General features: G+C 43.3%; 15 protein-coding genes. All 15 read left to right on the top strand.

The features are described 5' to 3' along the window. Nucleotides 1–15: 15 nt before the first annotated feature. The 15 genes from ftsY (at nt 16) to sucC (ending at nt 12,098) form a co-directional block, all read left to right on the top strand. Nucleotides 16–1,014, top strand: a complete 999-nt coding sequence (gene ftsY / locus M3204_RS14540; RefSeq protein ID WP_251483026.1) for a signal recognition particle-docking protein FtsY — start codon at nt 16–18, stop codon at nt 1,012–1,014. 108 nt (nt 1,015–1,122) lie between these two features. Then, nucleotides 1,123–1,452, top strand: coding sequence for a putative DNA-binding protein (locus tag M3204_RS14535; RefSeq protein WP_251483025.1), 330 nt, complete (start codon nt 1,123–1,125; stop codon nt 1,450–1,452). Between the two features lie 13 nt (nt 1,453–1,465). After that, nucleotides 1,466–2,818 carry a signal recognition particle protein gene (gene ffh, locus M3204_RS14530; protein WP_251483024.1) on the top strand — a complete coding sequence of 451 codons (1,353 nt, stop codon included), beginning with the start codon at nt 1,466–1,468 and terminating at the stop codon, nt 2,816–2,818. 109 nt (nt 2,819–2,927) lie between these two features. Next, nucleotides 2,928–3,200, top strand: a complete 273-nt coding sequence (rpsP, locus tag M3204_RS14525) for a 30S ribosomal protein S16 (RefSeq protein ID WP_251483023.1) — start codon at nt 2,928–2,930, stop codon at nt 3,198–3,200. Nucleotides 3,201–3,214: 14 nt separating this feature from the next. Next, nucleotides 3,215–3,445, top strand: coding sequence for a KH domain-containing protein (locus tag M3204_RS14520; RefSeq protein ID WP_251483022.1), 231 nt, complete (start codon nt 3,215–3,217; stop codon nt 3,443–3,445). Nucleotides 3,446–3,767: 322 nt separating this feature from the next. Then, the gene (locus M3204_RS14515; protein WP_251483021.1) at nt 3,768–4,160 is read left to right on the top strand and encodes a YlqD family protein; all 393 of its coding nucleotides are present in this window, start codon (nt 3,768–3,770) and stop codon (nt 4,158–4,160) included. Nucleotides 4,161–4,166: 6 nt separating this feature from the next. After that, nucleotides 4,167–4,688, top strand: coding sequence for a ribosome maturation factor RimM (rimM, locus tag M3204_RS14510; protein WP_251483020.1), 522 nt, complete (start codon nt 4,167–4,169; stop codon nt 4,686–4,688). Further along, nucleotides 4,685–5,428 carry a tRNA (guanosine(37)-N1)-methyltransferase TrmD gene (gene trmD / locus M3204_RS14505; RefSeq protein WP_251483019.1) on the top strand — a complete coding sequence of 248 codons (744 nt, stop codon included), beginning with the start codon at nt 4,685–4,687 and terminating at the stop codon, nt 5,426–5,428. The genes rimM and trmD overlap by 4 nt, the downstream gene beginning before the upstream one ends. Nucleotides 5,429–5,545: 117 nt before the next feature. After that, the gene (gene rplS, locus M3204_RS14500; protein ID WP_041964491.1) at nt 5,546–5,890 is read left to right on the top strand and encodes a 50S ribosomal protein L19; all 345 of its coding nucleotides are present in this window, start codon (nt 5,546–5,548) and stop codon (nt 5,888–5,890) included. A gap of 192 nt (nt 5,891–6,082) precedes the next feature. Beyond that, complete coding sequence (lepB, locus tag M3204_RS14495) at nt 6,083–6,637, top strand: signal peptidase I (protein ID WP_251483018.1); 555 nt, start codon at nt 6,083–6,085, stop codon at nt 6,635–6,637. A 54-nt stretch (nt 6,638–6,691) separates the two neighbouring features. Further along, nucleotides 6,692–7,576 (top strand): ribosome biogenesis GTPase YlqF, encoded by an 885-nt coding sequence (gene ylqF, locus M3204_RS14490; protein WP_251483016.1) that lies wholly within the window; start codon nt 6,692–6,694, stop codon nt 7,574–7,576. Nucleotides 7,577–7,655: 79 nt separating this feature from the next. Next, nucleotides 7,656–8,438: a ribonuclease HII gene (locus tag M3204_RS14485; protein ID WP_251483015.1), complete on the top strand. Its 783-nt coding sequence runs from the start codon at nt 7,656–7,658 to the stop codon at nt 8,436–8,438. A 12-nt stretch (nt 8,439–8,450) separates the two neighbouring features. Then, a complete protein-coding gene (locus M3204_RS14480; RefSeq protein ID WP_251483014.1) occupies nt 8,451–10,334 on the top strand; it encodes a hypothetical protein in 1,884 nt (627 codons plus the stop codon). Further along, nucleotides 10,331–10,615, top strand: a complete 285-nt coding sequence (locus M3204_RS14475) for an EscU/YscU/HrcU family type III secretion system export apparatus switch protein (RefSeq protein ID WP_251483013.1) — start codon at nt 10,331–10,333, stop codon at nt 10,613–10,615. The genes M3204_RS14480 and M3204_RS14475 overlap by 4 nt, the downstream gene beginning before the upstream one ends. A 322-nt stretch (nt 10,616–10,937) precedes the next feature. Next, nucleotides 10,938–12,098: an ADP-forming succinate--CoA ligase subunit beta gene (sucC, locus tag M3204_RS14470; RefSeq protein ID WP_251483012.1), complete on the top strand. Its 1,161-nt coding sequence runs from the start codon at nt 10,938–10,940 to the stop codon at nt 12,096–12,098. Nucleotides 12,099–12,107: the final 9 nt, after the last annotated feature.

The following is a 12,107-nucleotide window of genomic DNA, read 5'->3' as shown; positions in this document are numbered from 1 at the left end:
AAAGGCGATGGAACTGTGAGTTTTTTCAAGAAATTAAAAGAAAAGTTAACTACCCAGACTGAAAGTGTCACTGAAAAATTCAAAGAAGGGCTTACGAAAACGAGAGATAACTTTTCAGGCAAGGTGAATGATCTTGTTGCCCGTTATCGAAAAGTCGACGAAGAGTTTTTTGAAGAACTGGAAGAAATCCTTATACAGGCCGATGTCGGCTTTGATACGGTCATGGAATTGATCGAAGAACTGAAGAAAGAGGTAAAACGCCGCAATATCCAGGATACTAAAGAGGTACAGGCGGTCATTTCCGAAAAACTAGTCGAAATTTACCAGAATGGAGAAACCGATGAATCATTCAGCCTGAACATCCAGGAAGATGGCCTCACTGTCATTTTATTTGTTGGGGTAAATGGCGTCGGCAAAACGACCACCATTGGAAAATTGGCTCACAAATTCAAAAGTGAAGGCAAGAATGTGCTTCTTGCTGCCGGCGATACATTCCGTGCAGGTGCAATTGAACAGCTGGAAGTTTGGGGAGACCGTGTCGGCGTCGATGTCATAAAACAGGCTGAGGGTTCTGACCCTGCTGCTGTTATGTATGATGCTGTCCAGTCTGCTAAGTCACGCAAGGCCGACATCTTGATTTGCGATACCGCAGGGCGCCTTCAAAACAAGGTTAACTTGATGAAGGAGCTTGAGAAGGTTAAACGTGTAATCGAACGGGAAATCCCAGGTGCTCCTCATGAAGTGCTGCTCGTCCTGGATGCGACAACAGGCCAGAATGCGTTGATTCAGGCAAAGACGTTCAAGGAAGCAACAGACGTAAGTGGAATCGTTTTGACAAAGCTTGATGGAACAGCGAAGGGTGGTATCGTCATCGCGATCCGCAATGAATTGGATATCCCCGTTAAATTCGTTGGTCTCGGCGAAAAAATGGATGACCTCCAGGAATTTGATGCAGAAAGATACGTCTATGGCTTATTTGCTGACTTGGTCGAGGAAGAAAAAACGGCTGAATAATACTGATTTACCAGCATCCTGCTGTAAAGAACTTTTCTTGACAGAAAAGTTGAACCTGTGTACACTGTCTTTATGTAAAGGTATTTCACTTAACATGGGGGAATCTGTATGCTTGAGAAAACGAACCGCATGAATTATTTGTACGATTTTTATCAGGCATTATTAACTCCTAAGCAAAGCAGTTATATGGCCCTTTACTATCTTGACAACTATTCCCTTGGCGAAATCGCTGAAGAGTATGATGTTAGCCGCCAGGCTGTATACGACAACATCAAACGGACGGAAGCGATGCTTGAGGAATACGAAGATAAGCTATTGTTGTTCGAGAAATTCCAGAAGCGCAGTGAATTGATTTCAAAAATGAAAGATATGCTGGGTGAGGGTTCGGACAATCAGGCTTTAAGTGAAATGGTAGCCGAGCTTGAGAAATTAGACTAGGGAGGCGCATGCAATGGCATTTGAAGGATTGGCCGACCGACTGCAAAATACAATGCAAAAAATCCGCGGCAAAGGCAAGGTAACAGAAGCGGATGTAAAAGAAATGATGCGAGAGGTCCGTCTGGCGCTGCTTGAGGCCGACGTTAACTTTAAGGTAGTAAAAGACTTCGTAAAAAAAGTCACTGAACGGGCAATCGGGCAGGAAGTAGTGAAGAGCCTTACTCCCGGCCAGCAGGTTATAAAGGTTGTTAAAGAAGAGTTAACCGAATTGATGGGCGGGGAGCAGAGTAAAATCGCAGCCTCAAACCGGCCGCCGACAGTCATTATGATGGTCGGACTTCAAGGGGCGGGTAAAACGACCACAACTGGTAAGCTTGCCAATCTTTTACGCAAAAAGTATAACCGCAAGCCTTTGCTTGTAGCAGCAGACATCTATCGTCCTGCTGCAATCAAGCAGCTTGAAACGCTTGGGAAGCAGTTAACCATGCCGGTGTTTTCGCTGGGTGACCAGGTCAGCCCGGTTGAAATCGCCAAACAGGCAATAGTTAAAGCAAAGGAAGACCATAATGATTATGTCCTGATTGATACTGCAGGCCGACTGCATGTAGATGAGAACCTGATGGACGAGCTGAAGCAGATCAAAGAGCTTTCAAAGCCGGACGAAATCTTCCTTGTAGTCGATGCGATGACTGGACAAGATGCTGTTAACGTGGCACAAAGTTTCAATGAGCAGCTTGGCTTGACAGGCGTCGTCCTGACAAAGCTTGATGGCGACACACGAGGCGGTGCTGCACTTTCAATCCGTGCCGTGACAAATACGCCAATCAAATTTGTCGGGTTAGGCGAAAAGCTTGACGCTCTTGAACCCTTCCATCCAGAGAGGATGGCATCGAGAATCCTTGGCATGGGCGATGTGCTTACTTTAATCGAGAAAGCACAGGCGAATGTCGATGAGGATAAAGCTAAAGAGCTTGAGAAAAAAATGCGGACTGCATCATTTACCCTTGATGATTTCCTTGACCAGCTTGGCCAGGTAAGAAAAATGGGGCCTTTGGATGAAATCCTTAAAATGATGCCAGGTGCAAATAAAATCAAAGGCATGAACAACCTTCAAATCGACGAAAAACAGATCTCACATGTAGAAGCAATCATCCAGTCGATGACGAAGAATGAAAAAACGCATCCAGAAATCATCAATGCCAACAGGCGTAAACGAATTGCCAAGGGAAGCGGAACGTCCATCCAGGAAGTGAACCGCCTGCTTAAGCAGTTCGAGGACATGAAAAAGATGATGAAACAGATGACGAATATGCAGCAAAAAGGCAAGAAAAAAGGCGGATTCAAATTGCCTTTCAATCCTTTCTAACATGTAATTTCAGGAAAAATCATGCTGTAAAGAAAAAAACCTTTACAAGCTGTTTTCAATTTGGTATTATTCTATCTTGTGTGAAACTATTCGGAGGTGCTTATTTAAAATGGCAGTAAAAATTCGTTTAAAACGTATGGGAGCTAAAAAATCTCCTTTCTATCGTATTGTAGTAGCTGATTCCCGTTCACCACGTGACGGCCGTTTCATCGAGTCTGTAGGAACTTACAACCCAGTTGCTCAACCAGCTAAGGTTGAACTTAACGAAGAACTAGTTCTTAAGTGGCTTAACGACGGAGCAAAACCATCTGATACAGTGCGTAACTTGTTCTCTAAGCAAGGTATCATGGAAAAATTCCACAACGCTAAGAACAGCAAGTAATTATGGATGCGCCCATGAAAGATTTAATCGAGACGATCGTGAGGCCCCTTGTTGATTTTCCTGAAGATGTTCATGTAAATGTACACGAAGAGGATCAGCGCGTAACCTATAAGCTTTCCGTCAACAAAAGTGATATGGGCAAAGTAATTGGAAAGCAGGGACGCGTTGCAAAGGCGATCAGAACTGTAGTCTATGCAGCAGGTTCATCACAGCAAAAGAAGATTTTTCTAGAAATCGTCGAATAACAATCAAAAGCAGACTGCTTATTAAAATAAGCTGTAAAGCTGGATATTGTTTGTTAAAAGGGAGGGGGTAACCCCTCCTTTTTTTCTATTTGACTATGTTTAAACTCTAATTAATTGGGACTATGCTGATTTGGAGCGGAAGATGCGAGACTTCTCGACAGTAATCCGCATTTCTTTCGTGCTGTGTTTATCCGGGCATCAAAGTCAGGTGTGATGTGTGGATTAAGGCAAGTTTTACAGAGCGATTTAAAAAGAAGTACGTTATAATGAAAAGTGGCATTCTTTACATGAGTATGCAAGTAGGCTTTGAGGAGGATATGCTTTGAAAGTACTTCAAACGATGGTAGTCAAACAGGTACTTACGGAAGAAAGCAAGGATAGGATCCACCAAAAGTATCACTCCAGAAAGCTTCAGCTGCAAAAGGAATGTGACCAGCTGAGGTTTGAATTGAAAAAACTTGAAAAAGCAAAAAAGCTTCCCCCAGAAACCTTAAAAAAGCATTTTGAAAAGGAAATTAAAGTCCACAAAGAGAAAATCAAGCTGTTGGATTTTCAAATAGAGCAACTACATATCCTTCCGCTGGGAAGTGAAATCAAGGAAACGGAATTGCAAGGGATAGTTGAAATAAATGAAGGGGACAATTGGGATGAGTTCCTTTCGGGAAAGACTATTATTGTAAAAGACGGCATCGTGGCTGAAATACGCGAGAGGTGATTAAGTATGGAAAAAAAATATTTTAATGTCGGAAAAATTGTAAATACGCATGGGATCAAAGGCGAAGTCAGGGTTATTTCAAGAACTGACTTTCCGGAAGAACGCTATAAAGTAGGCAATACTTTGTTATTATTCTTGCCAGGTTCAAAGGAAGCGATCGAGCTTACAGTGACGAGCCATCGTACACATAAGAACTTTAATTTGCTGACGTTTGAAGGCTATGACAATGTGAACCAGGTTGAAAAGCTCAGAGACGGAATCCTTAAAGTTCCAGAAAGCCAGCGCGGTGAACTGAAGGAAGGCGAATTTTACTTCCAGGATATTATCGGCTGCATGATGTTTACGACAAAAGGCGAAGAAATCGGCAAGGTAGTTGAAATTTTAACTCCCGGTGCTAATGATGTATGGGTCGTTAAGGATGCAAAAGGGAAAGAGGTCCTCATTCCATATATAGAGGACATCGTGAAAAAAGTGGATGTTAAGGAAAAAATCATATTGATTGACCCGATGGAAGGTCTTTTATCATGATGAATATCGATGTGCTATCGATTTTTCCAGAAATGTTTGAGGGTGTCCTTGGGCACTCAATCCTGAAAAAGGCTGCTGAAAAAGATGCAGTCCACTACAATGTCGTCAATTTCCGCGACTTTGCTGATAACAAACACCAGACTGTTGATGATTATCCGTATGGCGGCGGCGCAGGCATGGTTTTGAAACCCCAGCCTATCTTTGACGCTGTAGCTGACTTAAAGGAACGTGCAAAAAGCACCTCGCCGCGAGTCGTTCTTATGTGCCCACAGGGGGAACGATATACACAAAAGAAAGCGGAAGAGCTGGCCAAAGAAGAGCATTTGATTTTTATTTGCGGCCATTATGAAGGGTATGACGAGCGGATCCGTGAACATGTGATTACCGATGAAATCTCAATTGGTGATTATGTCCTTACAGGCGGCGAGCTTGGGGCAATGGTTGTCATCGACAGTATCGTACGCCTGCTTCCGGGTGTGCTTGGGAGTGAGGAGTCCCATATCCAGGATTCGTTCAGCACTGGGCTCCTGGAACATCCCCACTATACAAGGCCTGCGGATTTTCGCGGCTTAACGGTACCAGATGTTTTGGTTTCAGGAAATCATCGATTGATTGAAGAGTGGAGAATGAAAGAAAGCCTGAAGAGGACACTGTTACGGCGGCCGGACCTGCTTGAAGATGCGGACCTGACAGATCAGCAAAAAAAATGGCTGGATGAGCTGTCAAAACTTATAGATTGATATTGCAGGCCGTCCTCTTTTATGTTAAGATACTTCTTGTGGCAAAAAGCTGCATATAACGATGTTCCGCTGCAATGAAATGTTTTGCAAGAGCATTTGTGGGAGGAGATGAAAACGATGCAACAATTAATCGAAGAAATCACAAAAGCACAACTTCGCACTGATCTTCCATCTTTCCGTCCTGGTGACACAGTACGTGTACACGTTAAGGTTGTCGAAGGAACTCGTGAACGTATCCAGTTGTTTGAAGGTGTAGTGATTAAGCGTCGTGGTGGTGGAATCAGCGAAACTTTTACTGTTCGTAAAATTTCTTACGGAGTAGGCGTTGAGCGTACATTCCCTGTTAACACACCAAAAATTGCGAAGCTTGAAGTTATCCGTCGCGGTAAAGTACGCCGTGCGAAACTTTACTACCTGCGTAACCTGCGTGGTAAGAAAGCTCGTATTAAAGAAATCCGATAAGAACAAATGTAAAAAAGGAGCTTGCCTAGCCAAGCTCCTTTTTCATTAAAAAAATCTTTTAGAAACCTATCCTGAAAAACTTTTATTAAATTTATTTTAAAAATGTTCAACCCATCGTGTTTATCTTGCCTGACTTATGTAAAATAAAGTTATGTATTCAAACAACATATAATTTGGAATGGTGGGAAAAGAATGGCCGAGAAAAAGAAAAATGAATTATGGGAATGGACAAAGGCGCTCCTGATTGCTGTCGTGCTGGCAGCGGTTATTCGATACTTTTTATTTGCACCAATCGTGGTGGACGGTTTATCGATGATGCCTACACTCCACGACCAGGACCGAATGATCGTGAACAAGCTCAGCTATAAAGTTGGGGAGCCCGAAAGATTCGATATCATTGTCTTTCATGCGCCCGAAAACAAAGACTACATAAAAAGAGTAATCGGCCTCCCGGGTGATAAGGTTGAATATAAAAATGATACGCTTTACGTAAACGGGAAGGCATATGAAGAACCATACTTGGAAGAATATAAAAAACAAGTGATTGATGGGCCTTTGACTGATCCATTCACGCTTGAAGAGAAGATCGGCAGGGAAACAGTCCCCGAGGGCCAGCTTTTCGTGATGGGTGATAACCGCCGATTCAGTAAGGACAGCCGCCATATTGGCACTGTTCCATTTAATAAGGTACTGGGAAAGACCAGCATCATTTACTGGCCTATTGACGATATTCGTAAAATAGACTAGACAAAGCCATGATTCCTGGGGGGATGGTGGCTAAACAGATAGGAGGTGGCTGCTTTGACGATCCAATGGTTTCCAGGCCATATGGCCAAGGCTCGCAGAGAGGTCACGGAAAAACTTAAGCTTGTTGATGTCATTTTTGAATTGGTGGACGCAAGGATCCCTTATTCATCGCGTAATCCAATGATTGATGAAATCATCCAGCATAAACCAAGAATAGTATTATTAAACAAGGCTGATATGGCGGACAAGTCTGTTACAGAGGAATGGCTCCGCTTTTACCGTAAAAAAGGCATCACCGCTCTGGCAATCAATTCACAGGCTGGAACAGGTCTTAAACAGATTGTCCAGGAATCAAAGGTCTTATTGAAGGACAAGCTCGACCGCCTGAAATCGAAAGGCGTCAAGCCAAGGGCAATTCGGGCGATGATCGTCGGAATCCCGAATGCTGGAAAATCGACGCTGATCAACCGGCTTGCCGGCAAGAACATCGCACAGACTGGAAACAGGCCTGGTGTTACGAAATCACAGCAATGGATCAAGGTAGGGAAAGAACTTGAACTATTAGATACACCGGGGATCCTATGGCCGAAGTTTGAAGACCAGCAGGTTGGCGTCAAGCTCGCAGTTACGGGGGCGATTAAAGACACGCTCCTTAATCTTCAGGATTTAACTGTGTATGCGCTAAGGTATTTGGAAATACACTATCCAGAGCGCTTGCAGGAAAGATACAAGCTATCTGAATTGCCGGAAGATATTGTTGAGCTATTTGATAAAATTGGTAATTTCCGAGGCTGCAGGATGGCTGGCGGGTACGTTGACTATGATAAAGTCGCAGAGCTTGTGATCCGTGAAATCCGTACAGAAAAAATGGGTCCGCTATCTTTTGAGCGTCCGGAAGATTTGAATGCAATTGAAGAAACAGATGAAAACCAAAAATAAAGGTCCTGAATTCAGGACCTTTATTTTTGGTTTTAAATGACGATATATACTAGAGATGTAAGTTTAGGAGAATCTTTTTATGGGAAAATTGACGATTGCTGAAATTGAACAACAGCTATTTAAAAAGGACGTAGTTAAGGAAGATTTCCTTAATTACTTGAAAAATGATGAACGTAAAGGCGTACAGCGCATGCTCCTGAAATGGGAAAAACAGGAGCAGCTTAAGAAGCAGCTGCATGATCAATTTATCAACATGACATCATTCGAGAGGAAATACATTGCTGAAGGTTTTCAGTTCATTGCCGGCATCGATGAGGCAGGCCGAGGACCCCTAGCCGGGCCGGTTGTCGCAGGTGCTGTCATTTTGCCAGAAAACTTTTACCTGCCGGGTCTTAATGATTCCAAAAAGCTTAATGAGCTAAAAAGGGATGAGTATTTTGAAGTAATCAATGCCGAGGCATTGGCGGTGGGTGTGGGAATTATCAGCGCAGCAGATATCGACGAAATCAATATTCTCCAGGCAAGCAAAAAAGCGATGCTAGCAGCCTTAAGCCAGCTGAGAATCGCACCTGATTTTCTGTTAATAGACGCAGTGAAATTGGATACACCTTATCCTTTTGAAGCATTAATTAAAGGGGATTCAAGGAGCATATCAATCGCTGCAGCCTCGATTGTCGCCAAAGTTACGAGAGATCGGCTGATGAAAGAAATCAGCCTTGAATTTCCCCAGTATGGATTCCAGGCAAATATGGGCTATGGAACAGCTGAGCATTTAAAGGCAATCCAGGAGCATGGGGTTACTCCGCACCACAGGAAGACATTTGCTCCAGTTAGAGAATGCATTAATAATGATCTTGGATAAAGCAGGTGAAGCATGGAAACAGGAGCAATGCAAACCATACTCAATCAAAATCCAGTACAACATTTAAAAACAGCAGCATTCCGTCCAGGGCAAATAATCAATGGCAAGATCATCAAGCTCTTTCCGGAACAAATTGCCGAAGTGCAAATAGGCAGTCAAAAAATGATCGCCCAATTGGAAGCTCCGCTTTCTGCGCATGAACGCTACTGGTTCCAAGTTATGCCCGGTGAAGGAAAGGTACATCTCAAGGTGATGGGCGCCAGTACAGAAGATGGAAGGCAGCCCGAAAGCCTGACAAGAATTCTTGGTGAATTTTCCTTGGCTCCGACGAAAGAAAATCTTGAACTTGTACGCTTTTTTATCAAAGAGCAGCTTCCTGTAAATCGGGAAATTCTTCAGCAAGTATCAGAGTGGCTTAAAAGTGCTGACCAGAGAAGCGCAGGCCTGGAAACGATTAAGATGATTTTAACGCGGGGCCTGCCGCTCTCACAGGCAACTTTCTCAGCATTATACACGTCCACTAAGGAGCAATCGCTGGTCCTGTTATTGGATAATCTCATGAAGGCTTTAGATATGCAGGCGAATTCCGATAGCAGCAATGGGATAAAAACGCTCTTGGACGAAATTGTTCCTACTAATAAAAAAAGTGTCTCTGGAATGGCATTGACGCAATTTTTCTCCACATGGCTTAAAGAAGACGGTTCTGATGGTCAAGCGGCTTTGGGGCTTCTGAGGCATTTTGGTGCAGTATCGGGGAAAAGCAGCGAGACAATGGTCTTGCAGCAGATGCTGTCAAACCTGCAAATTTCCAAAGTCAAGGACATTCCAGCTGAATTGGCTCCTTTAAGAAATGCCATAACCCTTATCGAACGAGGGAACAGTGCAGAAGCAAAACAATTGATAAGCAATTTCATTGCTGATAAAACAACAGCCATCCCTGTTAATTTGCCGGTTAATGAAATGGCAGATTCACTGAAACTTCTATTCGAGAATGGCGGTAAAGAAACAAATAAACAAGAAGGTCTCCAGGCATTCAAACAATTGTTATCGGTGTTTGTGGCGGGAGATTCTGAAGCCGAACCTGTGGAAAAGGGGCTTGCGGTATTACTGGGAGGAAAAGAATATCTGCAAAAAGCCGGATTGGAAATGCAGAATGCATCAGGTCAAAATCCCAAAGGCGTATTAACAGATCAGCAAGTTGAACTGATGGCTGCAGCGATTGGAAAAGCAGAGCAGGCTTTGGCCTTGCCAGAAACAGGCACAGAATTGCTATCCTCCGCAAAAATAAAAAACTTTATAGCAGCTCTGGGTCTTTCGTACGAACAGAAGCTTTCAGAAGCTTTTAAGGGAAGCGCGGAAGTCGTATCTGAAGACACATTAAAGCCACAGCTGCTTCGCTTGCTGAATGAAAATCCGTCACAGCCCATCAAAGAAGCTGCTGAGCAGCTATTGAATAAAATCACAGGGTTCCAGCTCCTTTCACAAGAGGCGGGGCCAATCCAGCAGCTTCTCGTGCAAATGCCCATGATGCTGGGGGGTAAAATGAGTGAACTTACAATGCAGTGGAGCGGCAAGAAAACAGAAGACGGGAAGATTGATGCTGATTTTTGCCGGGTACTCTTTTACCTTAAGATGGAGCACCTTAATGATACCATTATCGACATGCAAGTCCAGAATCGAATCATGAGCATCCAGGTATTCAATGAGAATCCAACATTGAAAAAGTTGTCTGAGCAACATATGCCATTATTAAAAGCTAAATTGGCTGAGATAGACTACCACCTTTCAGCTGTTAATTTCCTTGTTCCCGGTTCCCGGGCGGCAGAGAGAAATCATCGGCAGCTTTCCGGCTTGTACAGCAAAAAAGAATACAGCGGGGTGGATATAAAAATATGAAACCGCCAAAACCAACACGCAAGACCGCTGTGGCACTTGGCTATAATCCGGGCAGCATGGACGCCCCAAAGGTCATGGCAAAGGGCAAAGGGTTCATTGCCGAACAGATTATCGAGAAAGCGAAAGATCATGATATCCCGATCCAAGAGGACCCATCCTTAGTTGAAGTGTTAAGCCAGCTGGAATTAAATGAGCGGATCCCGGAGGAATTATATCAAGCGGTTGCCGAGGTATTTTCTTTTATCTATCATCTTGATAAACAGGCAGGAAAAGAAAATTAATATTTTCACAATGGAAACAAAGAGAATGAAAATAGTTTTTTATGCCTCTTAATTACTCGTTAAAGCCGGAAAAAGCTCTTATCCCGGCTTTTTTTTATGTCTGCTAAATGCTTGGATACTTTTTTGCAATATTTAAAATGGCAAAATATTTAAATCATAAAGGTGGACAATCAATATTCCATTATATAAAATGAAAGCGCAGTCTATTTTTTTAAAATTTAAATGAATTATATTTTCTACTTAGAGAAGCATGAATTACTGAGAATTGTACTCTAGTTCTACGAAGTTTCATGTGCTTTTCTACTAGATAGGAGGATGGGAAATGAATGTCCATGAGTATCAAGGAAAAGAAATCCTCAGAAAATATGGGGTAAAAGTTCCGAATGGAAAGGTTGCTTTTACAGTTGAGGAAGCTGTTGAAGCAGCGCAAGAGCTTGGTTCAGCAGTAGTTGTCGTGAAAGCTCAAATCCATGCCGGCGGAAGGGGTAAAGCTGGCGGGGTCAAGGTAGCAAAGAACCTTGATGAAGTGCGTACATATGCAACTGAAATCTTAGGGAAAACATTGGTTACTCACCAGACTGGACCAGAAGGCAAGGAAGTAAAGCGCCTGCTGATCGAAGAAGGCTGTGACATCAAGAAGGAGTATTATGTAGGACTTGTTCTTGACCGTGCTACTTCACGTGTTGTTCTTATGGCTTCAGAAGAAGGCGGAACGGAAATCGAAGAGGTTGCAGAAGCAACCCCTGAGAAGATCTTCAAAGAAGAAATCGATCCTGTTGTAGGACTAATGCCATACCAGGCTCGCCGTATCGCATTCAACATCAATATCCCTAAAGAGCTTGTAAACCAGGCTGTTAAGTTCATGATGGGTCTCTACAACGCTTATATTGAAAAAGATTGCTCAATCGCAGAAATCAACCCGCTTGTTGTTACAGGCGACGGACAGGTTATTGCGCTTGATGCTAAATTGAATTTTGATGCGAATGCACTTTACCGCCAGAAGGATATCCTTGAATACCGTGACCTTGAGGAAGAAGATCCGAAGGAAATCGAAGCATCCAAGTATGACTTGAGCTACATTTCACTTGATGGAAATATCGGCTGCATGGTTAACGGTGCGGGACTTGCGATGGCAACAATGGATATCGTGAAGCATTACGGCGGAGACCCCGCCAACTTCCTTGATGTTGGGGGCGGTGCAACTGCTGAGAAAGTAACGGAAGCATTTAAAATCATCCTTTCAGATCCGAATGTTAAAGGTATCTTTGTTAATATCTTCGGCGGTATCATGAAGTGTGACGTTATTGCAACGGGTGTGGTGGAAGCTGCCAAGCAGGTCGGCTTAGAAGTGCCGCTTGTCGTTCGTCTTGAAGGTACTAACGTTGATCTAGGAAAACAGATTCTGAACGAATCTGGCTTGAATATCATTGCTGCTGAATCAATGGCAGACGGCGCTGAAAAAATCGTTTCATTAGTTAAGTAGGATCGAAAG

Source organism: Mesobacillus subterraneus (assembly GCF_023715485.1).
In the GTDB taxonomy this organism is placed as follows: Bacteria; Bacillota; Bacilli; order Bacillales; family Cytobacillaceae; genus Mesobacillus; species Mesobacillus subterraneus_B.
The sequence above is the reverse complement of the archived record's forward strand: the minus strand, read 5'-3'. Positions and strand labels throughout refer to the sequence as shown.

Bases quoted from the DNA above. Each gene is read 5' to 3' on its own strand.
- M3204_RS14535 (WP_251483025.1), top strand. From the start codon at position 1,123: ATGCTTGAGAAAACGAACCGCATGAATTATTTGTACGATTTTTATCAG.
- ffh (WP_251483024.1), top strand. From the start codon at position 1,466: ATGGCATTTGAAGGATTGGCCGACCGACTGCAAAATACAATGCAAAAA.
- rpsP (WP_251483023.1), top strand. From the start codon at position 2,928: ATGGCAGTAAAAATTCGTTTAAAACGTATGGGAGCTAAAAAATCTCCT.
- M3204_RS14520 (WP_251483022.1), top strand. From the start codon at position 3,215: ATGAAAGATTTAATCGAGACGATCGTGAGGCCCCTTGTTGATTTTCCT.
- rimM (WP_251483020.1), top strand. From the start codon at position 4,167: ATGGAAAAAAAATATTTTAATGTCGGAAAAATTGTAAATACGCATGGG.
- trmD (WP_251483019.1), top strand. From the start codon at position 4,685: ATGATGAATATCGATGTGCTATCGATTTTTCCAGAAATGTTTGAGGGT.
- rplS (WP_041964491.1), top strand. From the start codon at position 5,546: ATGCAACAATTAATCGAAGAAATCACAAAAGCACAACTTCGCACTGAT.
- lepB (WP_251483018.1), top strand. From the start codon at position 6,083: ATGGCCGAGAAAAAGAAAAATGAATTATGGGAATGGACAAAGGCGCTC.
- M3204_RS14485 (WP_251483015.1), top strand. From the start codon at position 7,656: ATGGGAAAATTGACGATTGCTGAAATTGAACAACAGCTATTTAAAAAG.
- M3204_RS14480 (WP_251483014.1), top strand. From the start codon at position 8,451: ATGGAAACAGGAGCAATGCAAACCATACTCAATCAAAATCCAGTACAA.
- M3204_RS14475 (WP_251483013.1), top strand. From the start codon at position 10,331: ATGAAACCGCCAAAACCAACACGCAAGACCGCTGTGGCACTTGGCTAT.
- sucC (WP_251483012.1), top strand. From the start codon at position 10,938: ATGAATGTCCATGAGTATCAAGGAAAAGAAATCCTCAGAAAATATGGG.